The 24,497-nt window shown below is 71.7% G+C and carries 18 protein-coding genes and 1 pseudogene; 9 read left to right on the top strand and 10 right to left on the bottom strand.

Annotation, left to right across the window (positions count from 1 at the left end):
* Nucleotides 1–7: 7 nt before the first annotated feature.
* Complete coding sequence (locus tag OHT01_RS07535; protein WP_328552352.1) at nt 8–2,923, bottom strand: helix-turn-helix transcriptional regulator; 2,916 nt, start codon at nt 2,921–2,923, stop codon at nt 8–10.
* A gap of 306 nt (nt 2,924–3,229) precedes the next feature.
* On the opposite strand from OHT01_RS07535, the gene cpt reads away from it, so the two are divergent.
* A complete protein-coding gene (gene cpt / locus OHT01_RS07530; protein WP_328552351.1) occupies nt 3,230–3,763 on the top strand; it encodes a chloramphenicol phosphotransferase CPT in 534 nt (177 codons plus the stop codon).
* A 370-nt stretch (nt 3,764–4,133) separates the two neighbouring features.
* Here cpt and OHT01_RS07525 read toward each other — a convergent pair whose 3' ends face one another.
* The gene (locus tag OHT01_RS07525) at nt 4,134–4,739 is read right to left on the bottom strand and encodes a DUF5994 family protein (protein WP_328552350.1); all 606 of its coding nucleotides are present in this window, start codon (nt 4,737–4,739) and stop codon (nt 4,134–4,136) included.
* Nucleotides 4,740–5,025: 286 nt separating this feature from the next.
* Here OHT01_RS07525 and OHT01_RS07520 point away from each other — a divergent pair, with 286 nt between their 5' ends.
* The 3 genes from OHT01_RS07520 (at nt 5,026) to OHT01_RS07510 (ending at nt 8,053) form a co-directional block, all read left to right on the top strand.
* Nucleotides 5,026–6,027: an acyl-CoA desaturase gene (locus OHT01_RS07520; protein ID WP_328552349.1), complete on the top strand. Its 1,002-nt coding sequence runs from the start codon at nt 5,026–5,028 to the stop codon at nt 6,025–6,027.
* A 470-nt stretch (nt 6,028–6,497) separates the two neighbouring features.
* Entirely contained in the window at nt 6,498–6,719 is a 222-nt protein-coding gene (locus OHT01_RS07515; RefSeq protein ID WP_328552348.1) for a hypothetical protein, read from the top strand.
* Between the two features lie 263 nt (nt 6,720–6,982).
* Complete coding sequence (locus tag OHT01_RS07510) at nt 6,983–8,053, top strand: slipin family protein (protein ID WP_328552347.1); 1,071 nt, start codon at nt 6,983–6,985, stop codon at nt 8,051–8,053.
* A gap of 41 nt (nt 8,054–8,094) precedes the next feature.
* On the opposite strand, the pseudogene OHT01_RS07505 reads toward OHT01_RS07510, so the two are convergent.
* The 4 genes and pseudogenes from OHT01_RS07505 to OHT01_RS07490 all read right to left on the bottom strand — a co-directional run.
* Nucleotides 8,095–9,445 (bottom strand): annotated as a pseudogene (locus OHT01_RS07505) (hypothetical protein); the annotation flags it as partial.
* A 104-nt stretch (nt 9,446–9,549) separates the two neighbouring features.
* Nucleotides 9,550–10,275: a GAF and ANTAR domain-containing protein gene (locus OHT01_RS07500; RefSeq protein ID WP_328552346.1), complete on the bottom strand. Its 726-nt coding sequence runs from the start codon at nt 10,273–10,275 to the stop codon at nt 9,550–9,552.
* A 31-nt stretch (nt 10,276–10,306) separates the two neighbouring features.
* Nucleotides 10,307–11,110 carry a GAF and ANTAR domain-containing protein gene (locus tag OHT01_RS07495; protein WP_328552345.1) on the bottom strand — a complete coding sequence of 268 codons (804 nt, stop codon included), beginning with the start codon at nt 11,108–11,110 and terminating at the stop codon, nt 10,307–10,309.
* A complete protein-coding gene (locus tag OHT01_RS07490; protein WP_328552344.1) occupies nt 11,107–11,430 on the bottom strand; it encodes a hypothetical protein in 324 nt (107 codons plus the stop codon). Before OHT01_RS07490 ends, OHT01_RS07495 begins: the two co-directional genes overlap by 4 nt.
* 497 nt (nt 11,431–11,927) lie before the next feature.
* Between OHT01_RS07490 and OHT01_RS07485 the strand changes: the two genes are divergently transcribed.
* Complete coding sequence (locus OHT01_RS07485; protein ID WP_328552343.1) at nt 11,928–12,206, top strand: hypothetical protein; 279 nt, start codon at nt 11,928–11,930, stop codon at nt 12,204–12,206.
* A gap of 188 nt (nt 12,207–12,394) precedes the next feature.
* Here the strand turns inward: OHT01_RS07485 and OHT01_RS07480 are convergent, their stop codons facing one another.
* Nucleotides 12,395–13,948 carry a hypothetical protein gene (locus OHT01_RS07480; protein ID WP_328552342.1) on the bottom strand — a complete coding sequence of 518 codons (1,554 nt, stop codon included), beginning with the start codon at nt 13,946–13,948 and terminating at the stop codon, nt 12,395–12,397.
* A 76-nt stretch (nt 13,949–14,024) separates the two neighbouring features.
* Nucleotides 14,025–14,594 carry a hypothetical protein gene (locus OHT01_RS07475; protein WP_328552341.1) on the bottom strand — a complete coding sequence of 190 codons (570 nt, stop codon included), beginning with the start codon at nt 14,592–14,594 and terminating at the stop codon, nt 14,025–14,027.
* A gap of 450 nt (nt 14,595–15,044) precedes the next feature.
* Here OHT01_RS07475 and OHT01_RS07470 point away from each other — a divergent pair, with 450 nt between their 5' ends.
* From OHT01_RS07470 to OHT01_RS07460, 3 genes are all read left to right on the top strand, one after another.
* Nucleotides 15,045–17,387 (top strand): FUSC family protein, encoded by a 2,343-nt coding sequence (locus tag OHT01_RS07470; RefSeq protein ID WP_328552340.1) that lies wholly within the window; start codon nt 15,045–15,047, stop codon nt 17,385–17,387.
* Between the two features lie 639 nt (nt 17,388–18,026).
* Nucleotides 18,027–18,560 carry a DUF742 domain-containing protein gene (locus OHT01_RS40150; RefSeq protein WP_443043364.1) on the top strand — a complete coding sequence of 178 codons (534 nt, stop codon included), beginning with the start codon at nt 18,027–18,029 and terminating at the stop codon, nt 18,558–18,560.
* Between the two features lie 350 nt (nt 18,561–18,910).
* Nucleotides 18,911–19,825, top strand: coding sequence for an LAETG motif-containing sortase-dependent surface protein (locus OHT01_RS07460; RefSeq protein ID WP_328552339.1), 915 nt, complete (start codon nt 18,911–18,913; stop codon nt 19,823–19,825).
* A 174-nt stretch (nt 19,826–19,999) separates the two neighbouring features.
* Here the strand turns inward: OHT01_RS07460 and rph are convergent, their stop codons facing one another.
* Both rph and OHT01_RS07450 read right to left on the bottom strand, forming a co-directional pair.
* Nucleotides 20,000–22,612 (bottom strand): rifamycin-inactivating phosphotransferase, encoded by a 2,613-nt coding sequence (rph, locus tag OHT01_RS07455; protein ID WP_328552338.1) that lies wholly within the window; start codon nt 22,610–22,612, stop codon nt 20,000–20,002.
* A gap of 287 nt (nt 22,613–22,899) precedes the next feature.
* Nucleotides 22,900–23,445 carry a hypothetical protein gene (locus OHT01_RS07450; protein ID WP_328552337.1) on the bottom strand — a complete coding sequence of 182 codons (546 nt, stop codon included), beginning with the start codon at nt 23,443–23,445 and terminating at the stop codon, nt 22,900–22,902.
* Nucleotides 23,446–23,550: 105 nt separating this feature from the next.
* Here OHT01_RS07450 and OHT01_RS07445 point away from each other — a divergent pair, with 105 nt between their 5' ends.
* Nucleotides 23,551–24,105 carry a hypothetical protein gene (locus OHT01_RS07445; protein WP_328552336.1) on the top strand — a complete coding sequence of 185 codons (555 nt, stop codon included), beginning with the start codon at nt 23,551–23,553 and terminating at the stop codon, nt 24,103–24,105.
* Nucleotides 24,106–24,497 lie beyond the last annotated feature (392 nt).

Genomic DNA, 24,497 nt, shown 5'->3' with positions numbered 1-24,497 from the left:
TGTCACGTCAACGGCGTGTGTCGAGCGCACGGGGAATCCGCATGCGGCCGACCTGACCAGTCATCACCGTCTGTCCCTGGGGCTTCACCTGGTCGTCCTCAGCGGAATCCACCGCCGCCCCCGACGCGATGACGGCGACCGCCATCGCGTGCGCGAGCGCGGTGCGCGAGCGGACCCCGAACTTGCGGTAGACCCGCGACAGGGCGCCTTCCACCGTCTTGACGCTGATGAACAGCTCCGTGGCGACTTCCCTGTTGGTGGCCCCGCCGCCGACCAGTCCGGCGATCCTGGCCTCCGTGGGGGTGAGTTCGGGGCCGCCCGCGCCCGCGCCCGCCTCACCTCTCCTGTCTCCGGCCTCCAGCCGCGACAGCTCGTCCCTGGCCCGCGCCGCGAGCGGAGCGGCGCCGATGAGCGTCGCGGTCTCCAGCGCCTCGCCGAGGACCGTTCGCGCCGCGTTCCTGCGGCGCGCGCGACGCTCGGCCGCACCGAGCGCGATCAGGGTGCGCACCAGCTCCACGGGCAACGGAAGCCGGCGCAGGCGGTCCACGGCGGCCCGCAGCCGTACCGCCCCCTCCTTCGCCCGGCCGAGCCCCGCCTCACGCAGTCCCTCCGCCCTTTCGAGAGCCGCCAGTACGCTCCCGGGCGTATCGCCGGACACGCGCGCGCGGGCCTCGCGGATCACGGCCCCGGCCGCGTCCGTCTCGCCCAGGACGACCAGGGCTTCGGCCAGGTCGCCGTACCAGTGCAGCAACGGCGGATCGGCGGCGGACATGGCCTCGCCGAGTTCCTTGACGCGTTGCAGCGCCTCGACCGCGGCGGCCGCACCCCGTGGGTCGCCGACGAGCAGCTCGGCCTGCCCGAGCACCGCCAGCGCGCGCAGCAGGAACAACCGGTCGCCGTCCGCCTCCGAGGCCCGTACCGCCTGTTCGGCGAGGTGCCGGGCCTCGTCGGCGGTGCCGCCCGCGGTGGCCGCGAGCGCCGCCGCGTACAGCGCCGGAGCCGCCTGTACGCCCGTCTCGGCCAGGGCGCGCGAGCAGCGGGCGGCGGTGCGCAGCGCCTCGCGGCAGTGGCCCGAGCGCACCTGGATACGGGTCAGTGCCACCAACGTCGCCATGACCTCCTCGACCCCGGCGAACTCGCCGATCTCCGCCAGGAGTCCGGCGACCTGAGTCCGGGCCTCGGTCACCCTGTCGGAGTCCAGGGCGAGGATCGCCCGCATCCGGATCAGGCCCCAGCTCTCCGGGCCCGCGTCGGCGCCGCCGACCAGGGCGAGCGCCTCCTCCAGCGCGGCGTCGGCGGCGACCGGTTCCCCGGCCAGGGACCGCACCCGGGCGAGGGTGGCGAGTGCCCCGATCCGGGTGTCCGTGTCTCCGGCCCGGGCCGCCTGCCGGGCAGCGCGCCGGGCGTACCGGGCCGCCTCCTCCAACTCCCCGCACAGCAAGCCGCGTAACGCCGCCCAGTGGTGCAGCCAGGCCTCCGCCCCGGGGTCGCCGACGGCGTCCCGCAGGCCCTCCTCGATCAGCTCGTGGGCGCCCTCCAGCGCCTGCCCGGCATTGCGCAGCAGGATCAGCCGGGCCCGCACCCGCTGCCGCGGCGAACCCGACGCGGCGAGGACGGTCTCGGCCACCTGCCCAGCCTCCTCCAGTTGTCCGGCGTCGCACGCGTACTCGGCCGCGGCCAGCAGTCGCTCGGCGCGGTCCACGGGGCGGTCGCCGGGAGTGCGCCGGGCGGCGAACTCGGCCAGTTCGAAGGCGGTGTCGGGTGCGCCGTCGCGGCGTGCGTACGCGGCCGCGGACATCAGGGTGCGGGCGGTGGTCTCGTCCTCGTGCGGGTGGGCGAGGGCGAGGTGGCGGGCCTGCTCCACGGGCTCGGTGACCGCACGGGCCAGCAGGGCGTGTGCCTGCCGGCGGCTGTGCTCCGGGGCATCGGCGTGGACGGCGGCCCGGAGCATCGGATGCCGGAAGCGTACGGTCCCGCCCACGTCGACCGTCGCCACGCCCATTCCATCGGCCTCCGCGAGGTCCGCGGCGGGGTCGTCGAGTCCGGCGGCGCGCAGCAGGGTGAGGCTGGGGTGGGCGGTGGCGCTCGCGACGAGGAGGGTGTGCCGTGCCGTCTCCGGCAGCGTGCGCACCCGGTCCAGCAGCAGGGCACGCAGCCTTCGGGGTACGGGCAGTGCCGGGCCGGAGCCCGCGGGCGCTCCGGCGCGCAGCACCTCCCGCCCCAACTCCATTGCGTACCAAGGGTTTCCGGCAGCGGTGTCCTGGATGGCCCGCAGCACCGCCGGTGGCAGACCGGCGCCGAGACCGGCGCGCACGAGCTGGGCCACCTCGCCGTCCGCCAGCGGGGGCACGGGAAGTCCGACCGTGCCGGGTGGGCAGCAGCGCAGCCGTTCGGGCTGCTCGCACTCGGCCACCCGCTCGGCGGCCACCATCCGTATGTCGAGACCCTCGACACGGCGTACCGCGAAGGCGAGCACCTCGGCGCTGGGCTCGTCGAGCCACTGGAGTCCGTCGACGACCAGCAGGACGGGGCCGGTGGCGGCCAGGGTGCGCAGCACTTCGAGGACGGCGACGCGCACCGCGAGACGGCTCCGGTCGTCGGCCGGTTCCTCCCCGCGCAGCAGGGCCGCCCGCAGTGCCGCTCGGGGCGCGGGCGCCAGGGTCTCCAGGCAGCTCTCGGGCACTCGCGCGAACAGGTCGATGAGGCCGACGAACGGGAGGCGGGCGTCCTCCTGCACGGGCGAGCAGTGCAGCACCGTGCCGGCCGGCCGGTCACGCGCGGCCAAGGACGTCACGAGGGCCGCCACGAGCAAGGACTTGCCGATCCCCGGGGGGCCGTGGAAGAGCACTCCGGGACGGGTCGTCAATTCGGCGCGGGCGGTGCCGAGCAGCTCGCGGCGCCCGGTCAAGGACCGTACTTCCATGGCAGTCGCCCGCCCTTTGCCCTGGGGGTGGCACCGGCGGTCTCCGAGCATGCCGCACCCGATGACGGGTTACGACCCGCGCCGGGGGCGGAGTCGTCGGCGCGGTCAGTGCGGCAGGTCCCGAGGCATCGCAGCATGTGCTCATGACAACCTTGGTGGATTCGGCTTGTCAATGACGTCCGTCACGCGGCCTGTTCGCCAGATCCCCGCAGGTGCCGTGCCCGTTGCCGCCGCCGCTCCCGCTGCCCGCGTGACGCTGGGGAAAATCCGTTTCGGGGGCTGCCGCGGTGCCTCTACTGTGGCGCGGTGACGACTGAGGTGATCGTTCTCAACGGTGGTTCCAGCTCGGGGAAGTCCGGGATCGTCCGGTGTCTGCAGGCGGTCCTGCCGGATCCGTGGCTGGCCCTCGGGACCGACACGCTGGTTGACGCGATGCCCGCGTCCATGCGGTCGTCGGATGCGGGCATCGAGTTCGCTCCGGACGGCGAGGTGATCGTCGGGCCGGAGTTCCGGACGCTGGAAGCGGCTTGGATCGAGGGGGTCGCCGCGATGGCCCGTGCGGGCGCGCGGGTCATCGTCGACGAGGTCTTCCTCGGCGGAGCGGACTCGCAGCAGCGGTGGCGGAAGGCCTTGGGCGGCCTGCGGGTGCTGTGGGTCGGCGTCCGGTGCGACGGTGCCGTCGCCGCGGGCCGTGAGGTCGCACGAGGCGATCGGGTCATCGGGATGGCCGCGTCCCAGGCGGAGGTGGTCCACCGGGGCATGGTCTACGACCTGGAGGTGGACACCACACGTGCCGAGTCGATGGAGTGCGCACGGGCCATCGCCGTACACGTCGGGTGACCGCCGGACCGGTGGTCTGCCGCCATGACCGCAGTGCTGAGACGACCGGACCGCTGTTGTCAGGGGCCGCCTCCCCGGCGGACACCCTTCTCGCTGCGGGGGAAGTTCCCGCGTTGCGACGCGGCGGGCAGCGGCCGGCGGTGCCCGCTCGGGCGCATCGAGGCCGCGCGCGAATCGCGTGACGACGGCGCGTGGCGAGTGCGGGGAGCGGCCCGTTGGTGAAACGGGACGGTTGCCGGCGGCCTCTGGGCAGGACCGGTCTGCTCGAACAGGCTCCGGTCGCGTTCCGACGCCTGTGTACGACGGAACGACGGAACGACGGAACGACGGTGACGGCAGCGCCGGAGGCGGCCGTCTGCCGCCGCGCACCTCACATACCGATGATCAGTCGGCTGGCCTGGTTCGGGACGGCCGCAGTGGGCTGCGGGGCGCCGCCCTCGGACTCCCACGCCGTCTCCGCGTCCCGCACCTGGATCGGCACGGAGACGCCGTGCCGTTCCCGGTCGGCGGTGATGAGCGAGCTCGCGGTCATTGGCCGGCCGCCGTACGCGGAAGCCGCAGCCATCAGACGTGCGGCTGCTTCCGGGCCGGTCTCGGGCGGGATCACCAGCAGGTCCCAGCGGCCGGTGCCGTAGGAGAGCAGAAGAAGCTTGTGCGGGTCGAGCTCCGGGGTGAACCAGCCGACCTTCACGACATGGCCGCTGACGGGCACCTTGTGCGGGATGACCGGCCAGTGCTCGGGGTTGACGGCGACATGGATGATGCGGCCCCACAGGGGGTCCAACACGTCGGTCAGCGCGGGCAGTTCGGACAGCAGATCGCGGGAGCGCGGCCACCAGGCACCGTCCAGGAGTCCGCGGGAGGGTCCGTCGGCCTTCAGCGCGAGACGGGCGGGAGGAGCTGCCGGTACGAGAAGGGCGGGAGGCGCTGCGACGGCTGCGAGCCGGGGCAGGGTTGCTTCGAAGATGGCGGTCATGCTGAGGACCCGTCTCCGGGCCGCCTGGAGTCGCGGCCCGGGTCTCACTTTCGCCGGGAACGACCCGGCGTGGAAGCCGGTGTGCGAAATGCCCTCGGTAGGCCCACCGTACTCCTGCCCGTACGCATGCTGCGGCCGCCGTACGGGCAGGAGTACGGTGAGGACGGCGGGGGCACGTCGTGCGCCGGTGATCGCACCGGCCTCGTCCTCGTCGCAAGGCCCGCCGTCGAAGATCCGCAGCCCAAGACCCCGGCCGCAGTGTCGTCCCCGAGGTCAAGGACCGCCGATGTCTTTCCCGACTCTCCCTCCCCTGTCCGCCGCTGAGCCGGAAACCGCCCAACCGCTCCTGGAGTACGACGGGAGGGCACCCTTCCCGCGCGGTGGAACGACTCGTGAGCGCACCGGCAACGACCGGCTGTCCCTGACGATCACGGCGTTGATCGTCTTCCTGCCGTTCCTGGCACTCGGCCTGGCCGGCTGGCTGCTGTGGGGGCGCCTGATCCATCCTGCCGATGTCCTGCTCGCCGCGGTGCTGTACACCGTCACGGGCCTGGGCGTCACCGTCGGCTTCCACCGGGGCCTGACCCACGGCGGCTACCGGGCCGTACGGCCGCTGCGCATCGCGCTCGCGACGGCCGGGTCGATGAGCTTCCAGGGGGACGTGATCGGCTGGGTCGCGATCCACCGCCGCCACCACGCCTTCACCGACCGGCCGGGCGATCCGCACTCTCCGTACCGCTACGGCACGTCCGTGCGCGGCCAGTTGCGGGGCCTGGTGGACGCCCATGTCGGCTGGCTGTTCCGCAACGACCCCACGTCCGCGGCGCGTTACGCTCCCGACCTCGTCGCCGACCGCGATATCCGCGCCGTGTCCCGGGCCTTCCCGTCCCTGTGCGTGCTCACCCTCGCCCTCCCCTTCGCCGCCGGTCTGCTGATCGGCGGCACCTGGGCATCCGCTCTGACGGCGTTGCTGTGGGCGGGACTTGTCCGCGTCGCCCTGCTCCACCACGTCACCTGGAGCGTGAACTCCCTCTGTCATGTGATCGGCGAGCGTCCGTTCCGCACTCGGCTCCACGACCGCGCGACCAATTTGTGGCCTCTGGCCCTGCTCTCGTTCGGGGAGAGCTGGCACAACCTGCACCACGCCGACCCCACCAGCGCCCGGCACGGTGTCGACCGCGGCCAGATCGATCCCTCCGCCGCCGTCATCCGCCTCTTCGAACGCCTCGGTTGGGTCAGTGACGTGCGCTGGCCGACCCCGGACCGTATCGCCTCCCGCCGCGTGTGAACCCGATCGACCGTGCTTCCTCCACGCGTTCTCGTGACGATCGCCCCCGCCCCTGCTCTCCCCGTCCTCGTCCCCGTTCTCCGGAGGGGAGGGGGCTCGTTCCCGGTCCTGAGGCAGCCGTGTTGTGCGCACGCGGAGTCCGTCCGGACCGTCCGCGGAGTAGGCTCAGTGCTACCGAGGGTATTTCGCGCACCGGCTCCCATGTCCGTGTCGCTTTCGGCGATTTGATCACCTCGGGCCGGTTCCGGTCGGTCCGGAGCCGGGTTCGTGTCATGAATGCGACCGCTACCCCCACGCCGCTGCCCGAAAGCACGCCCTCCTCTGCGTCCTGTCAGAGGCCCTTAGCTTCCGCTGGTTCCTCGCCGAGCGCCGCGCTCGATCCGCCGTGGGACCGGACCACCCGCGACCTGGCGGACCACCCGTACCGGCCGGCTGTCCCGGGCGCGGTACCGGCGGGCGCGCGGATGCCGATGACTCCCGCCTCGGCCCTTTGGCTGATGGCCGCCGGGAGGGACTGCCTGCGCACCTCGCACGCGGACCGGCTGATGGTGGAGGCGGCGAGCCTGCGCACGGTCTCGGAGACCGACCGGGCCGTTCAGGCGGCCTGGGACTCCGAAGGGGACGATGCGCTCGGCGAGCCGGCGGCGCGTCCGCGGATCCCCGTCGTTTCCGCTCGGCCGACGGCGGGATAGCGGCCGAGCAGGCCCTGTGACCACCCCGGCCGCACCCGGACGGGCGCACCCGTGGATGAGGATCGGACGGGCGGGCACATCCACGGGGTGCGGGACGAGAGCCGCCGTGAGCGCCGTCGGAATCCCGCCGGACGGCGCCGGCGAACCGCTCCCTCCCGGCACCGCCGTCGCACCACGAACCGCAGGGCGGGAATCTCCCGTGCCCCCTGCTTCCCCGACCTCTCGGGTCCGGGGCCGCGATCGACGTAAGGAATGTGGAAATCATGGGTGTTCTGATCACGGTGCTGGCCGTGCTCGCCGTGGCCGGGCTCGTCCTGCTCGCCCTCAGCGTGCGCAACGTCCAGCAGTACGAGAAGGGTGTGGTGTTCCGCTTCGGGCGGCTGTTGCCGGACATCCGCGGGCCGGGCCTGCGGGTCATCCGGCCGATCGGGGACCGGATGCGGAAGGTGTCCGTACAGACCGAGGTCCTCGGTATCCCGCCGCAAGGGTCCATCACCGCCGACAACGTGACACTCACCGTCGACGCTGTCGTCTACTTCAAGGTCATCGACCCCGTCAAAGCCCTGGTGAACGTGCGCAACTACCCCGCCGCCGTCTCCCAGATCGCCCAGACATCGCTCCGCTCGGTCATCGGCAGGGCCGACCTGGACACACTGCTCTCCGACCGCGACCACATCAACGCTGAGCTCAAGAAGGTGATGGACGCCCCCACCGAGGAGCCCTGGGGGTTGCGCATCGAACGTGTGGAGATCAAGGACATCGCCCTTCCGGAGTCGATGATGCGCTCGATGTCCAAGCAGGCCGAGGCTGAGCGGGAACGCCGTGCCCGGGTCATCGCCGCCGACGGCGAGTTCGAGGCGTCCCAGCGGCTGACCGACGCCGCCGCGACCATGGCCGACACCCCCGGAGCCCTCCAACTGCGCCTGTTGCAGACCGTGGTGGACGTATCCGCCGAGAAGAACAGCACCCTCGTGATGCCGTTCCCCGTGGAGATGCTCCGCTTCTTCGAGCACCAGAGCAGGGAGACCGGCGGCGCGTCCGAAGGGCGGGTCACGCACCGGATCAGCCGGACGATCCGGCGCCCCGCGGCGCCCACGGGCGTCGTGATCCCCGAACCCGCCGTCCCTGCACCCGCCGTCCCTGCACCTGTCATCCCGGCGCCTGTCATCCCGGCACCGGCCGCCCCGGCACCCGCCCTCGCGCCCCCCTTCTCGCTGAGCGGAGAGCGGGTCGGCTCCGGCGGCAAGCGGATCGGCGGCCGTGCGGAGGTGGCCCGGGAGCGACGGGACGACTGGCCGACACGGAAGGACGCCGAGGAGTCACTGAACGGCTGACCGCTCCGCCGCCGGCTGCGCTGAACCGGCGGCCGGACTCGTCACTGACTCCAGGACCATTCGGCGACCTCGGGCAGGTCCTGACCGTGGGCGCGGATCCAGTCGTGATGGCGGTAGCGGACGTCGACCATCCGCTGCCGCAGCTCCGCCGCGCGGACCGCGAGGCCGGGCACCCGGTCGATGACGTCCATGACCAGCCGGTACCGGTCGAGGTCGTTGCGTACGACCATGTCGAACGATCGGGCGGCGCCAGGGGAGCCGGCGGGCGACGCGCAGCCACTTGATGTGTTGGTTCGCCATGGAGTCGACGATGTGGACGAAGGCCTCGTAGCAGGAGAACAGGCCATGCCGTCCGGTGAGGAGATAGCCCTCCAGCCAGCCCTGGCAGGTGTGTTCGGACAGGATCTCCATCACCCGGCCGCCGCGCTCCAGGTGCTCGTCCGTCGGCAGTACCTGGGCCTCCCACGCCTTGCCGCTCGCTTCGTAGACGGCCTGGAGGCGGTTGGAGGCCGTCTCGTCCGGGCCGACCAGCCGGAAGTCCCGCCGTTCGCCCGTGTCGGCCATCACCCGGGCCAGCAGGTCGCCGAGGACACGGGTCGGCTCATGCGCCGTCGCGCCGGGCTTGTCGACCGGGACGGCGAACCGTTCCAGGGGCGGCAGGGGCAGGTCGTGCAGCAGCAGACCGCCGTTGGTGTGCGGGTTGGCACCCAGGCGGTGTAAGCCGTCGGGGACACAGGCCAGAACCTGTGCCCGGGGGCGTCCGTGCTCGTCGAAGAGCTCCTCCGGCCGGTAGGAGCGCAGCCATTGGTCCAACTGCCGCAGATGGACCGGGTTTTCGCGTACGGCCGACAGCGGGACCTGGTGCGCCCGCCAGGTGCCCTCCACCGGGAGGCCGTCGACCTCGGCCGGTCCGGTCCAGCCCTTGGGGGTGCGCAGCACGATCACCGGCCACCGCGGGCGTTCGGTGACGGCGGAACCGGCGCCTTCGGCGCGGGCGGCGTGCTGGAAGGCGGCGATGCGGTCCAGGGCCTCGTCCATGGCGCGGGCCATCGCCTGGTGGACGGCGAGCGCAGCGAGATGGGGGTCCCCCGGCCGGAGGCTGGGGGGAGGGTCGTCCCCGGTGACGTGGAGTGGCTCGTGGCCGTATCCCCTGAGCAGGGAGTCGAGTTCGGGCTCCGGTGTCCGGGCCAGGACCGCCGGGTTGGCGATCTTGTAGCCGTTGAGGTGCAGGATCGGCAGGACGGCACCGTCCCGTACCGGGTCGAGGAACTTGTTCGAGTGCCAGGAGGCGGCCAGCGGGCCCGTCTCGGCCTCGGCGTCGCCGATCACGCAGGCCGCCAGGAGCCCCGGGTTGTCGAACGCGGCCCCGTAGGCGTGCGAGAGGGAGTAGTTCCTCCTCGTCGAGGCGTTCGGGGTCGTCGGGGGTGTGGAGCGTGTCGGGCGAGGTTCCGGGAGGGGGCCGAGTGGTATGACGAACCCTTCGTGGAGACGGGTGCTCAGGAGCTTCGGGAACTGAGGCCGGGGAGGTACTCGGATTCGTCGATGAAGGCGCGGGCGACATCCGAGAGGCGGCGGTTGTGGGAGCGGGCGTAGGCCCTCAGGGTGGTGAAGGCCCGTTCCATGTCCGTGTGGCGGCGTTCGGCGAGCTTTCCCTTGGCCTGTTCGATCAGGACGCGGCTGCTGAGGGCTGACTGCAACTGCTCGTTGAGGAGCGTGTTGCGCTCGGTGGTGCGTTGTTGCAGCAGGCTGATGGTGGCGACGTCGGCGAGGGCCTGGGCGAAGGGTGCGGAGGCGGGGTTGATGGGCGCGGGGGTGGTGTGGAAGAGGTTGAGGGCGCCGACGACCTCGTTACGCAGGCGCATGGGCAGCGCCTGGACGGCGGTGAAGCCGCTGCGCCGCGCCTGAGCGCTGAACAGGGGCCAGCGGGCGGTCTCGTCGCGCAGGTCGTGAACGGAGACGGCGGCTCCGGTGTGGAAGCAGTCCAGGCAGGGGCCTTCGTGGTTCTGGAGCTGGAAGAGTTCCAGGAGGCGCACCCGTTCGTCGGAGGCGGCCATGACGCGCAGTACGCCGTCATGGTCGGCGAGCAGGACGCCCGCCGCGCTCGCGTCGAGCAGGTCGACGCAGCGGTCGGTGAGCAGGCGCAGGAAGTCCATCAGGTCGAAGTCGGCGACGAGACTGTCGGCGAGCTCGACGAACGTCCGGGCCATCAACTGTTCCTTCATCGTGCCCGCCTCTGTGTATGGGGCTTGAGCATCAGGACTCCTCGTCGGGGGGCCGTGTCTCCGGTGGTCGGATGTCGGACGGAGCCGTGTCCGGGGGGAGGCGGAGCCGGTGGGCGACGACGTCGGCGGCGACCACCGAGATCCGTGTCCCCCGGGCGTACGCGTGGGCGCGCAACCGGATGAAGGCTTCCTCGAAGCCGACGTCGAGCTGGACCATGAGGATGCCGGTGGCCTGGTCGATCTCGGCGCGGTATCCGCCCAGGTCGTCGAAGGGGGAGGCGTCCGGCCGGTCGGTGCCGGCCGCGTGGGTGTCGAACGGGACACCCGTCTCACTGATCCGGGCATCGAGCAGAATCGACGTGGCAGCGTCGGCGAAGGCCATCGCGTCGGCCACCTCCTCCGCGTCCAGCTCGACCGAACTGCTGGAGTACAGGTCGAGGACGCCGGGGCTGACGGCCCCGATCCGCAGGGGGAAGGCGAAGACCGCTCTGGCACCGGCTTCCAGGGCCGCGTCGGCGAACACCGTCCAGTGGCGCTGGAGTTCACCGGCCAACAGGTCGGGGCAGAGGACCGTCGAGCCGAGGGCGTAGGCGTCCACGCACGGTCCCTCGCCCAGGGTGAGCTGGAGTTCTTCCAGATGCTGACTGACGGAGTCGGTGCTGCACAGCGGATGACTCGCCCGGTCGCGGGACATCGCGGACATCCCGGCCCCGCCGACCGGCAGTGCCGCCACTGCCGCCGTGCACACGTCGAGGACGCCGACCCGGGCGCCGCGCAGGGCCGCCTGCTCGGCCACCAGAGCCTGGATCCGCGCCGACCGGCTGCCGGGGATCACGGCGACCACCGGGTCGAGGAGCGGTGATCAAGTCCCTTCGGAATCAACGACGTTCGCACCCCCGAGGGGAGGACCGGTGTCAGGAGCAAGGCGTCGCGCGGACGAACCAGGATGCCGACGAAGGTGTGGATCAAGGCGCAGACGTCGACATCGACATGGATGGTCCGGCGGCCGCCGTGCGGGCACCGCTCCGCCGGCGTGGGTGTCAAGGGCGTGGGTGTCAAAGGCGCGGGTTTCAGGCCGATCTCGCCGGTCGGGGTGACCAGCGCCCGGTTGTCCGTGTCGTGCCGGCAGACGTTCAGGATCGGTGGGATACCCATGGGCGGGGTGCCTCGGTTCACGGGACCGCACCGGGTACGCGGTACGGTCGTACGGTCGTGCAGGCAGGTGAATGACCGATCCAGCAGCCGTCGTTCCGGAGCGTAGGACCCAGCCGGTTACCTCGGGGATGCGCGGGGCGGGCGGACGGGTGATCCGCTCTCCGCAGGCATGCGGGCCAAGCAGTGGTGGCCCGCCGGGGTCTGGGACGTCCGTACGCAGCATAGTCCCGAGGCCCCTCTCTTGGTTGATCGGCCTTGCGCCGTGCTGTCGTTCGCCGCCCGACCGCCTCCCTTGTCAACGCGGTCCCGGCAAGCGGGAGTTCCGCGAGCCGGGGAGGGGCCGCCGGGGCGGACATCCGCTTCCGACCGCTTCCGACCGCTTCCGTCGGACGCCGCGGACACGGTGCGCTATCCGCAGCCTCTTGGAAGGGCTACGCTGTGTGAACAGGCCCTGGTCCCCGGCAGTGATGGTTTGTCCCGCTCCGGAGAGGCCCGCCGTGTTCGTTCTGCTTCTCGTGCCGATCGTCGTCCTGATCGGCCTCGGCTTTCTCAATCCCCTCTGGTGGGTGGCCGCGGCCGCGTTGTTCTTCGGCGCCACCCGCTACGGCCGTGATCGCGGGGGAGGCTGGATCCGCGGCGACGGTTCCGACCGCAAGGGCTACCGGGACTACCAGGAGCGCCGGGACCGGCAGGACCGCTGGGACCGCCGCTACAGCCGACAGAACCGGGCGCGCTGGAGGCGCGAGGACCGTCGGGACCACGAACGCCGCGGGTGACCGGCAGACCGCCCCGTCGTACAGCCGGCGTCCCGTGTCCGGGGCGCGCCACTCGCGGATCTCGGCTGCCCGGATCACGGCGCTTCTCCCGCACCGACGCCCAACAGGGCATCGTCCAGCGGGACATGGGCCGCCGAGACCAGCAGCCGCCGAGCCTGACGCGCGCCTCCGGTCCGTGGCGTGCAGGCTCACCCTGCGCCCAGGCCCTCGATGGACGATCGGAGCAGAACGGCGGCACGGTCCTGCCCGTTGTGGTGCAGGCCGTCCGCAACCCGGCCGGCGGTGTCCCTCAGCCGTTCGGCGCAAGCGCGTTCCATGGTGGGCAGTTGGCGGCCAAGGGCCTCCACGTGCGGCAGCAGGACGGGCCACCACCACGCCTGCGACCGGTCGGACGTGGCTGACACCGCCTGGCGGTGCAGCAGTTCGACCGCCGCCGCCCGGAACACCGCTGCCTGGGTGGGCTCGGTGGCCAGGGCGTCGCGCTGCGTCTGCGCCACCGCGGGATCGAGGGCGAGGTAGCGGTCCTGCTTGTCGATGGCCCGGTCGGGGCCGAAGGTGTGCAGCAGGCCCAGGCTTCGGAGCGTCCGGACGGTCTCATAGAGCTTGCCGTCGGTGAACGCGGGCGCCAGATCGCTGTCGGGACGGTCCCCGGAGAGGCCGGGGATCAGGCGGTCCAGCTCCTCGGGAACGAGCAGTTCACTCGGGAAGGAGGCGGCGGCGAACCAGCCGAGCAGCCGCAGGATCGGGCGGGCTTCGGGTATCCCGCGTCGGGCCGCCAGGTCGAGGGCCAGTTCGCACACGGTTGCGAGCGTCTCAAGCTGTGGTGTGCCGGGGCCTGGCACCCCACGTCGTGCGGCATCGCTGTCCAGCAGGGCCTCGTAGTCGCGGTACGTGTCGGCGTTCACCACCGCCTTCGGCGCCGAGCCGGTGTGAAGGTGGTTTCCGGCGATGCGCAGGGTGAGGGGATGGCCACCGAGTCGGTCGGCCAGGTGGTCGGCCTCCTTCGAGGCCCCGGCGGTTGCCCCACCGTGGCGTCGTAGCTGCTCGCCTGCGAGTGGGGCGGGCAGCGGGCCGACCGGGGTCACGGTGATCCACGGGGGCCATGCCTCGCGGTCGCCGAGGCGCGACGTCACGATGATCCGACCGAAACCGTCCCGGAATTCCTGGCGGAGATGTCGACGGAGCAGGCCGGCGGGCGACCAGGCCCGCGCGACCATCCGCGGGTCGTCCAGCCCGTCCACCAGCAGCACCCAGCTCTTCGGGCTCCCCACCAGGGCACTCAGCGCCCGGTCTTCCGGGGTGTTTCGCCCGTACGGCCGGTCGCCCCCGTCTTTCGCGGCCCCCCGTGCCGTGAGGCGGCGGGTCAGGTCGGTGAGGCCTGCCGCGAGTGACGACTCGTCATGGGCGTCGACGAAGTGGACGTCCCGTCCCTCGCTCCAGTGGTAGGGGTCGAAGTAGCTGTGGGAGCCGGTGTTGGTCCGGTCCAGAGCGAGCAGGGTCTTGCCCGTGCCGGCCGGGCCCACGAGGACATGAACGGGGACGTTGATCCCGGTCCACCGCTGTCGCCACGGGCCCCTTCCCGTGCCGGGGTTCTTGACTTTCGCCCGCCCGCGGCTGCGCTGACCGTTTGCCTTCACGACGTGCGGGGGGACGGTCGGGTCGTACCTCGCCCGGGAGCCGAACTGTTTCGGATGCAGGTAGAACGGCGGTTCCCACCACTGCAGGCCCTCGGTCTTGGGCACTTCGGTTGATCCTTTCCGTCGGTCAGGGGCGTGCGCCGCTGAAGGAAGAGTTGCCGGGCACCCCGGCATGGGGAGGTCAGGGGACGACCGGCCGACAGGTCGGCGATGCGCGCAGGATCGGTGCCAGCAGCAGGAAGACGCTGACTGCGGCGGTGACGATCCAGACCGCGTAGCGGGCCATGGTGCCGATGCGGTGTCGGCTGATGGCTGAGGCGGCGCTGCCGGCTGCCGCCCCCAGGGCCAGCGCCGCGACCAGGCAGGCCGGGACCATCAGCGCGGGCTCAAGGCGGGCTGGGACAGGGGGTGCGGTCATCTCGCAGAGATCAGCGGCCCCGATGACAAGCATCAGCAGGGTCGTCAGACTTGCCGCCACGGCCGCCGTCCACGCCAGGGTGCCCAGGACGCGGCCGAGCAGGCGCCGACGCCGATCGGAGGTGTCGAGCCGGAGGGCGCTCGCCAGGGCCGCCGTCATCAGCAGGGCCGGCACGGTGAGCAGAATCGGAACGAGCAAGCCGGTGGGGTGCCGGGGCGCGTTGCTGTCCGACCAGTAGAAGAGGTCGAACGCCTCTGTGACGGCTGCTTCCAGAAGCAGCCAGGCCAGCCCGTGGGCGGCGGTCCGGGCCGCGCCGCGCGGCACCCTGAGCACCGGCCACAGGGCCGCCGTCCGGTCAGGGTGCCTGTGGGTGCTCTCAGGCGTACCCGGGAGCCTTCCGTCGAGCGGTATCACCGTGGTGTCCTTCCCGGTCCGTGTGCGTACGGCCACCGCGCCCGCTCGCGAGTGATCGTTCCAGGACACCGCTGTGGGCGCAGCAGCGAAATCCCGTGTCTCACCTGTGGTGACTCGCCCGCGCCCGCACCCGGTTCCGGGGTGCCCGCAGATGCCCGCCGTCGATCCCTTCCCGGAGCCGGAGCCGGAGCCGGAGCCGTTCCCGCGGCTGCGGCCCGGCGTGCACCGCGGGTCTGGTGCACGATCGGGTGACGTCCGACCTGATGGCCGGCTGCGCGACCCTCCCGGAGCCGGAGCCTGACGGGTCTTCAAAGGACAAGCTGTCAGAGTGACGTGCGAGAGACCGGATGTGTCTGGGAGGCGTCTGCTGTGAACATCCTGCGGTCCCTGCTCCGGCGCGATGCGGGTCTCACCGCGCTCCGCAGGTCTGTCAGAGCCGCGATCGTCGCTCCGGGGCTCTTCGCCGTCACGATGGCGATCACGGACAGCCCGGTCGTCCCGCTCTTCGCGGCGTTCGGATCGATCGCGATGCTGCTGTTCGTGGAGTTCGCGGGGCCCATGCGCGACCGGCTCATCGAACAGGCCGCACTCGTCGTGACGGGAGCGGTGCTGATCTCCCTCGGCACGCTGGTCTCCCGCGAGGTCTGGCTCTCCACCCTCGCCACGGCGGTCGTCAGCTTCCTCGTGCTGTTCTCCGGTGTGGTCAGCTCAGCCCTGGCGGGCGCCTCCACCTCCTTGCTCGTGAGTTTCGTCCTGGCCGCCACCCTTCCCGGGACGGCGCACGCGATCCCGGACCGGCTCGCGGGCTGGAGTCTGGCCGGCGTGGCCTCGCTCCTGGCCGTCCGGCTGCTGTGGCCCACTCCCGTGCGTGAGCCCCTGCGGAACGCCACCGCGAACGCGTGCCGAGCGCTCGCCGCACAGCTCAGGACCGAGGCGGACTGCGTACTGCGCGGCTTCGGAACGGCGGACCGGACGGCGCTCGGCACGATCGTGAGCGAGGCGCAGGACGCCGTGACGGCGCTGCGCGACGCGTTCTTCGCCACCCCCTACCGGCCGACGGGCCTCTCCACGTCCACACGCGTCCTGATCCGTCTCGTCGACGAGGTGCTGCTGCTGGCCACGATCCTGGACCGCGTGTCCGTGGGCGAGAAGGCGACACCCTCGGACGCGGTCGTCTGCGGAGTGAAGACGGCCGCCGCGGATCTGCTGCGAGCGAGCGTGGACGCGCTGTCCGCGGCGGACGACCCGGAGCCCGGACAGCTGACTCCGCTACAGGAACGCCTCGCCCTGACGCGGTCGGCGATGGAGAACACCGTCACGTCGTTCCGGCCGAGGACCCCCGACGGTCCGCAGCCCGGGCGGAGCGAGGCCGACACCCGGCCCGGGACGACCGCGACACGCTTCGTGAGCTCCCTGGAACCGAGCTTCCGCGCTCAGGAGATGAGCTTCGCCGTGTCCGCCATCGCCAGGAACGTCGAGCTGATCCTCGCGGCGCGCCGGCGCACCCTGTGGCAGCGGCTCATCGGACAACGCCCCGAAGGCGCCGCCTCGACCCTGGCATCGGCCCAGGAACGCGCCGGAGCGCACACCGAACGGCACTCGGTTTGGCTGCGCAACAGTGTCCGAGGCGCCGTCGCCCTCGCTCTCGCCGTCCTGGTCGCGGAGTTGTCGGGCGTGCAGCACAGCTTCTGGGTCGTCTTCGGCACCCTGGCCGTCCTGCGCTCCAGCGCCGTGCTGACCGGGCAGAACTCTCTGCGCGCGATCGCCGGCACCGCTGTCGGCATCGTCATCGGCGGCGGACTGATCCACCTGATCGGATCGAACACCACGTTTCTCTGGATCCTGCTCCCCGTCGCGGTGCTGTTCACCGGCCTCGCCCCGGCGGCCATCTCCTTCGCGGCCGGCCAGGCCGGGTTCACGGTCTCGATCCTGATCCTGTTCAACCTCCTCGAACCCGTGGGCTGGACCGTGGGAATCCTGCGGATCGAGGACGTCGCGATCGGATGCGCCGTGAGCGTCGTCGTGGGAACGCTGTTCTGGCCCCGCGGTGCCGCACCCGTCCTCGGGCACGCTCTGGCGGAAGGCATCTCGGAGAGCACCCGGTATCTGCGCAGCGCGATCGGCTACGGCGTGACCCGCTGCGACAGCCTCGTACGGACCGCTCCGCTCCCGGACGAGGAGCGCTACCGTGCCGCGGCGGCGGCCCGGCGACTGGACGACGCCTTCCGGGGGTTCCTCGCGGAACGCGGCACCAAGCACCTTCCGCTGACCGACATCACCACGCTGGTGACCGCCGTCGCCGTACTCCGGCTCACCGCCGACGCCGTACTCGACCTGTGGGAGCGGGACCAGGGCCAGTCGGCCGCCGACCGTACCGCCGCGCGCTCGGAGATCGATCGTTCGGGGGACGCGCTGGTCTCCTGGTACGAGGCGACGGCCCAGGCCATGACCGGGTTCGGCGACGTACCCGAGACGCAGCCGAAGGACATCGGGGCCGACGAACGGCTGATCCACGCGGTCGAGCGGGACCTCGTCGACGACAGGAGCGAGCAGTCCCCGGCCGCCATCCGGATCGTGTGGACGGCCGACCACCTGGAGGCCGCCCGGCGGCTGCAGCGGGCTGTACGGAAGCCGGCGCGTGCCGTGGCCGAGCGGCAGCGCGAGCACAACGCCCGCCTGGGCCTTTTCCGGCCCTCCGGACATCCCTTGTGAATCATGAGCTGAACGGGTTTCACCGGGCGGGCTGAACCAGTTTCACCGGACGCGGTGAGCCGGTCGCGGCCGAGCGGACACGTCCCGTCCCGGAGCGGACTCCTCGGCCGGGAATCGAGGCCGGTTGTCCCGCCGGCACGAAGCTCCAGCCGGTACCCGCCGTACCGGTGGACCAGCCGCTCCCGCCGCGGCCCGAGCGGCGCACGCGGCCGGGCGAGGTGGTGGTGCAGCGACGTGTTGGCCGTCCGGGGAGGAGTTCGCCCCCACCGCACATCGATCAACCGACCTGCCGAACCGGATCGGTTCATGGGCTGCTGCGGTCGGGACTGCCACGGACGTCACCGTCACCGTCACCGTCGACGCACGTTCGTGACGGCGGTGCGCCGCAGGCACCGACGGCGGTGCGCCCCGGGCACCGACGGCCGTGCGCCGCCGGTACCGATGGCCGCCCGCCGCCGAACCGGCGGTTGTGGCATATGCCGATTCCCGCTGCGAGGTATCAAGCACGCCAAGGTCCGCCCCGCGGCGGCTTCAGCGTCTAGGGTGCGCAGTGCGAACCGACTCGTAATCGATTACGCGAGGGATCCGTAGCGGGCTCCCGCGCGGGTCGAGGGGCGCCCTGCGCGCCGGAGTCGGGCCGTGTCCACGCTCGTGCAACCTCCGCTGAACCACCAGCGGGCCGACTTCGGCGTCCGACGTGCGCGGGCGCGCTATCCGAATGGAGCAGGATCCGTGACGACGCCGCCAGGAGGCGAACAGCGCCGGAGCCACCCCCCGCAGCCCGCGGGACAGGACCCCCGCCTCCGTGCCGCACCGGGCCGCCCCGCGCAGCCGTCCGCGCTCGTCCGGCCCTACGCGATGACCGGTGGCCGTACCCGTCCGAGCCATCACCTCGCGATAGAGGCGTTGGTCAGCACCACGACCCCCTTGTCGCAGCCGGTCGCGCAGTCTCCCGAGGTGTACCGGATCCGGCTCCTGTGTCAGGAGGTCAAGTCCGTCGCGGAGATCTCCGCGCACCTCGCCCTGCCTCTCGGAGTCACCAGAATCCTCGTCGCGGACCTCGCCGAAGCCGGGCTTGTCGCCATACAGCAGCCCGGCGGGGACGACGCGCACGGGGGACGGCCCCATGTGACCCTGCTCGAAAGGGTGCTCAGCGGGCTTCGAGGACTTTAGGGCGCGTATCGCGGCGCCATGTGTTCGTCCCGAAGAGTCGGGGTGGGACGGCATGGCCGGCGGGCGCGTCGGGATATTCGTCAAGTGCCCATGTTTTGGTGCGGTATTGCCTGGTCGATCGCCGGATGGGACGTTCGCCGGGAGACCTCCTGTGTTCAACCCGTGCCAGATTGACGGAAGTTGTGAAGGGCGACAAGAATGTGCCTCGCTTCGCTGTGTCTGAAGAGAGCGAAGTGACGCGAGTGAATTGGGCGGCCACGTCTTCGTCGCCCATGACTTCATGGCGCCCGTCCGTGTCGGCCGCTCGCACTCTGCCACCTCCCACACCCTGACCTTCACAGAGGCTCACCTTGTCGCGTTCGCATCAAGCAAGAATTCTCGCCACCCTCGCGGCAACGGCCGTCGCCGGTGCCGTCGTCCCGCTCCTCGTGGCCGGAACCGCAAGCGCCACGACCTCGGGCGACTGCCAGTCCGCGACGGTTCAGTACCGCATCGTCGACGCCGACGGAAAGCCCGTGGGCGCCGACTGGTCCTCCCAGGGCGGGTTCCACCAGTGGGACGCCGTTCCCGGAACCGTCGAGGTCCGCCTGGCCCCCGACCAGAGTGTCGGTGACGGCTGCAAGTACCCCGTCTCCCTCGCCGAGTACACCACCGAGGGCCCGAACTGGTTCACCTCCGGTCACCAGGATCTGGTCGACAAGGCCACGGTCTACCTCACCGCGGCGGACGTCGCGGACTCGGCCGACGCGAAGCGGACCTGGCAGAAGCTGGAGGTGCGGACGCCCGACTGCTACGGCCAGATCGACCTGTACGGCGACGACGTCACGTACGACGGAAAGACCGGGGACGGCCACGGACCCGCTCCCTACGAACCCGACAACATCGCCACCCCCTTCCACCTGATAGCCGCGTGGAACGGTGGCGAGAAGCCGTGCGCCCCGGGATCACCGACACCGACCCCGTCGCAGTCCACCCCGTCCACGCCCGCGACCCCCGCGACCCCCGAGGCCAGCCGGCCGCCCGCCGGCGAGACGACCCCGGCGGCCACGCCCAAGCCGTCCAGTACACCGACCACTACGCCTGATGTGCCCCCGTTGACGTCGACGCCGCCCGCCACCCCGAAGCCGTCGCCCAGCGACAGCTCGCCCCCGCTGGCGGAGACCGGTGCGAACGGCTCGCTCGGCCCGATCGCCGGCGGTGCGGCCCTGGTGATCGTCGCCGGAGCCGGTGCCGTGTTCATGTCCCGCCGAATGCGTCGCTCCTGACGCGGTACCGGGGACAACTCCTGTGTCCTAGCACGCCCTTGAGGCTCCGCCCGTAGGCCATCGACGCCATCGGCGTCGGCCCGCGGGCGGGGCCGCCCGGCAGCGGTCCGGTCGAGCGGCCCGCCGGACATCGTGCACACGGTGTCCGGCGGGTCTCGTCCGAGGCCCGAAGGGTCAGTCCAGGATCTCGACGTACCCGTCCGTTCCGTGCACGCGGATCCGCTGCCCGTCCCGGATCAGCCGGGTGGCCCGCTCCACGCCCACGACGGCCGGCAGGCCGTACTCCCGGGCGATCACCGCGCCGTGGGTCATCAGGCCGCCCACCTCCGTCACCAGGCCGGCGACGGCGACGAACAGCGGCGACCAACTGGGGTCCGTGAAGGGCGTGACCAGGATGTCGCCGGCTTCGAGATCGGCGTCCGCCATGTCGAGGATGACGCGGGCCCTTCCCTCGACGGTCCCGGCGGAGACCGGCAGGCCGGTGAGAGCACCCATCGGCACGTCGTCGCGCCGGTACGCCCCGTCGACGGCCTCACCGTCCGAGGTGAGCACCCTGGGCGGTGTGAGCGCGTGGTACGACCGGAACGCGTCCTTGCGCTGCTGGATGAGCCGGTCGTCCACCTGGTTCGAGCGCACGACGTCGTGGAACTCCTGGAACGTGAGGTAGAAGACGTCCTCCCGCTCGGTGAGCACGTTGGCCCGCACGAGACGCCCGGCTTCCTCCAGAAGGGCCCGCTTGTAGACGAAGTAGCGGCTGACGATGCCGTACTTGGGGTACTCCCGGTACCCGATGAAGGTTCGCACCCGGTCGATCATCCGCTTGGCCTCGTCGGCCTTCTCGTCCCCGTCGGGCAGGGCCCGCAGGCGCGCCAGCACCTCCTGTTCCTTCTCCAGGGCCTTCCGACGCCCCTGCTCGAAGCGCCGCTGCGCCGCGCCCGGCCCGAAGTTCCTGACGTTGTCGAGGATCACGGGCACGATCGTGGCGGGGTGCTCGCGCCAGCGCGGCCTCGTGATGTCGATCTCGCCGACGCAGCGCATGCCGTACCGGTCGAGGTAGGCCTCGACGGCGTCGCGCGCTTCCACCCCGCCCGCGAGCTTCGCCAACTCGTCCAGGAAGCCGTCGTCCTCGACGCCCTCCAGGAACGCCACCACCTCCGGCCGCGGGCGGACGACGTCCGCGACATCGAGCAGCGCCAGCCCCATCTCCGACGTGATGTTGCCGGGGGCGGACAGCGTCAGCGTGTCAGCCGCGTTCTTCTCGCCCAGCCACTCCCGCAACTTGTCGTTGAGCCACCACGTGGCCTCCATCCCCGCCATGATCGCCTGGATGTTCAGCGGGTCGCCGAGGACCCGCTTGTGCTCCTCGAAGGCCTCCAGGAGGAAGTCGAACAGTGCCGGTCCGGTCTTCGTCCGGATGTCGTGCTCCAGAGCGGCGACGGAACTCCGGCTGCGCTCGACCAACTCGGTGACGACGGCCGGATCGGTCTCGACCGGGGCGGGCGCACCACCTGCCGCCGGGCCGCCGGGACCCGTGTCCGGGAGCGACGGAACGAAGTCGCCGCGGCCGAGTACGGTCTCCAGCGCGTCCCTGACCAGCGGATCGCCCTTCCCCATGACGTCCAGGAGGGCGGCGCGGCTCGTGGGCGAGGCCAGGCGCCGGGTGACGTCGACGAACAGCCTCCCGCCCGCTTCGTGCATCGGCACCATGGCCGTCAGCTGCCACATGGAGAACCCCAGCGGCTTCATGGGGTCCGTCATCATCTGCTGGTGGCCTACGGAGACGTAGACGTGGTTCTCCTGGTCGCCGGCCTCGGGAACGGGGAACAGCGTGGTGATCGGCCGGCTCTGAACGATCTGGAAGTCGCCGTCGGCCAGGCACCATTCGATGTCCTGCGGGTGGCCGAAGTGCGCTTCGATCCGCCGCCCGAGCCCTACGAGCCGCACGGCCTCCGCATCCGTCAACGCCGGCTGCCGCTGTTCGCGCGCGCCGATCGCCACTTCCCGCGTACCGCCGTCCGGCAGGGCCCGAACGGCACGCTGTTTGGCGGCGATCACCTTGGTGACGACCTCGCCGTCGCGCACCGTGAAGACGTCCGGGTTCACCAGGCCGGAGACCAGGGCCTCACCGAGCCCGAAACCGGCGTCCACGGTGGCGACCTTCCGGTTGCCCGTGACGGGGTCGGCCGTGAACAGGATGCCGGCCGCCTGCGGGAAGACCATCCGCTGCACGACCACCGCCATGTGGACCGTACGGTGGTCGACACCGTTCCGCCGGCGGTAGGTCACGGCCCGCTCGGTGAACAGCGAGGCCCAGCACCGGCTGATGTGCCGGAGGATCGCCGCGGGCCCCACGACGTTCAGGTACGTGTCCTGCTGCCCGGCGAAGGAGGCTGTCGGCAGGTCCTCCGCCGTGGCGCTGGACCGGACGGCGTAGGCGGCTCGCTCTCCGAGCCCTTGCTCTCCGAGCCGGGCGAGCGCGCGGGTCATCTCCGTCGCGAGATCGGCCGGGACGGGGAGTTCCTCGATGGTCCGGCGGATCCGCGCGCTGAGCGTGCGGATCGCCTCCCGGTCGTCCGGGTCCAGACGCGAGAGCTGATCGAACTCGTCGTCGAGTGACGGCGCTTGCGCCATGACCCGCCGGAAGGCGTCCGTCGTCACGCAGAACCCGGCCGGCACGCTGATGCCGTCGATCCGCGACAGCCCGCCCAGGTGCGCGCCCTTGCCGCCGACGAGCGCGACCCGCGTCTCGTCGACCTCCTGAAGACCGAACACGTACCGCTCCGTCATCGCGCCACCTCCGAGGCAGTCGTGTCCCGTTGCACCGCACCGGCCGGTCGCATCACCGGCCTCCGCAGTCTGGCCGAACCCGTTGTCGGACACATCGACAACACACGCCCGTCCTGTTCCCGTTTCCGCAGGTTGTGGCCTCGGCCGATGATTTTGCGGCACCCTGGGGGCCTTGCCGCAAGCCCCCCGGTCCGCTATACGTTGAGAGAGGCAAGGAGAGGGCTCTCCTTGCCTTTGTCTTTTGGGGCCGAGGGCGAACCCCGCGCCCCGGTGCCGCTCGGGTGGGATCAAGTGAGCCCGGGCTGCGCGTCGGGTGCCGTCGACCAGCGTGCCGGGTGTCCGGGCGGCAGTTGGAGGTCTTCGCGTACGGCCGCGTAGTAGCCCTCGCGCCCCGCGCGCTGGCGTTCCAGGAGTGTCTGCCAGGCCTGTGGGTCGCGCGTGCCGACGCGCTGGAACCGTTCCATGTCCATCACCACCGTCACCCACACCCGGGCCCGGTCCACCACTTCGCGGCTGCCCAGCATGATGAGAGCCTCCCCGGCGGGATCGCGGTCGTCGGTGGCCCGGGCCAGCAGCGGTTCGGCCTCGGTCACGGTCAGCGGATGCGGGTGCGGGTCGTTGCCTATGTGGGCGGCGACGCGGTACGTGAGGGTGACCGACTTCTTCAGTGCCCGCGCGTACTCGGCGTACACGGCGAGGCGCCGTTCTTCCCAACGGGCCGCCCGCTCCCGCTTGAACCGCTCCCGGTCGCTGCGGGCGAGGGCCAGATACGAACCCAGGGCGCCGATCACGACGCCGAGGAGGGCGGGGAGTTGCTGGAGAAACGTGGCCATGATCGCACCGTACCGACCGCGGGGTGCGACGGCGTCGTTCGGTCATCGGTTCGGATCCGGCCGGTGATCCGTTACGCTGCGGGGCCGTTGATCGTAAAGGAAGACATGCTCAAGCGACTTGTGACGGCCGCGATGACGGCGGTGCTGATAGCCGGGCTCGGCGCGTGCGGCGGGGGTGACGTCCACGACGAGGGCAAGGGCCACTCCGTCGGTGGTGGCCAGGTCGGCGGGAGCGCTGCCGAGAAGTCCCGGCCGGGCGCGACCGCCACGGCGGGCGCGACCGTCTTCGGCCTCCGGGAGGAGGTCCGCCACCTCGCCGCCAGGACCGTCCGGGCCACGCGGCCGCACATGACCAAGAAGTGCACCACGACCACGCGGCGGGTCAAGCACACGTCACGGACCGGATCGGGCACCAAGCGGCGCACCCGCACCTGGTACTCCACCGAGCATTCCCAGGTATGCAGGAAGGTCCGCAGCGGTACCGAGACCTACCGTCGCGTCGTCCGGCCGGAACGCTGGTGCGTCAGCCTGGACGACCTCGACGGCGACGCGACACGCGACGACGTCTGGTTCCAGGTCAGCAGAACGACCTACGTCGCGGCCATCGGCACGGACAGGCACGCCCGCGTGGACTTCACCCCCAGGAGAAGGGGCTGCTGACCGGGAACACACCAGCCGTCTTCCGTCCGCCCCGCCACCGAGCCGTTCCGCCGACGGTCACCGATCGCCGGCGGTGTCGGTGACAGGGCCGGACGGATGGAACGGAAGTGATCCAGTGGCCGTCTTCGCGTAGACGGTCGCGCGCGGGCGGGTGACGAAGGCCGGTTCAGGTGGCGGTACTTGGACCGCTCCTCGGAGCCACGGGCGGGCCGGAACCAGCGGCGACCAAGGGCTGTCCCGCAATCCCCGGTGGATGAGCGCGCGGCGTCGGATGCGGTGCCCTCTGCCGGCGTGCCCCGCGCCCGGCGGCCGCATCGGGAGGGTTTCCGGCGTCGTGTGTCCGGAACCGTTCGCCTCGCGTACCGCCGAGTTTCACGTAAGCGATACAGGGC

This window comes from Streptomyces sp. NBC_00358 (assembly GCF_036099295.1).
Taxonomy (GTDB): domain Bacteria; phylum Actinomycetota; class Actinomycetes; order Streptomycetales; family Streptomycetaceae; genus Streptomyces.
Note: the sequence above shows the minus strand (reverse complement) of the source record. Positions and strands in the feature narration are given on the sequence as shown.

Excerpts from the sequence above, each read along its gene's own strand:
- OHT01_RS07535 (WP_328552352.1), bottom strand. The coding sequence starts at position 2,923 with ATGGAAGTACGGTCCTTGACCGGGCGCCGCGAGCTGCTCGGCACCGCC.
- OHT01_RS07525 (WP_328552350.1), bottom strand. The coding sequence starts at position 4,739 with ATGACCGCCATCTTCGAAGCAACCCTGCCCCGGCTCGCAGCCGTCGCA.
- OHT01_RS07520 (WP_328552349.1), top strand. The coding sequence starts at position 5,026 with ATGTCTTTCCCGACTCTCCCTCCCCTGTCCGCCGCTGAGCCGGAAACC.
- OHT01_RS07515 (WP_328552348.1), top strand. The coding sequence starts at position 6,498 with ATGACTCCCGCCTCGGCCCTTTGGCTGATGGCCGCCGGGAGGGACTGC.
- OHT01_RS07510 (WP_328552347.1), top strand. The coding sequence starts at position 6,983 with ATGGGTGTTCTGATCACGGTGCTGGCCGTGCTCGCCGTGGCCGGGCTC.
- OHT01_RS07500 (WP_328552346.1), bottom strand. The coding sequence starts at position 10,275 with ATGAAGGAACAGTTGATGGCCCGGACGTTCGTCGAGCTCGCCGACAGT.
- OHT01_RS07490 (WP_328552344.1), bottom strand. The coding sequence starts at position 11,430 with ATGGGTATCCCACCGATCCTGAACGTCTGCCGGCACGACACGGACAAC.
- rph (WP_328552338.1), bottom strand. The coding sequence starts at position 22,612 with ATGACGGAGCGGTACGTGTTCGGTCTTCAGGAGGTCGACGAGACGCGG.
- OHT01_RS07450 (WP_328552337.1), bottom strand. The coding sequence starts at position 23,445 with ATGGCCACGTTTCTCCAGCAACTCCCCGCCCTCCTCGGCGTCGTGATC.
- OHT01_RS07445 (WP_328552336.1), top strand. The coding sequence starts at position 23,551 with ATGCTCAAGCGACTTGTGACGGCCGCGATGACGGCGGTGCTGATAGCC.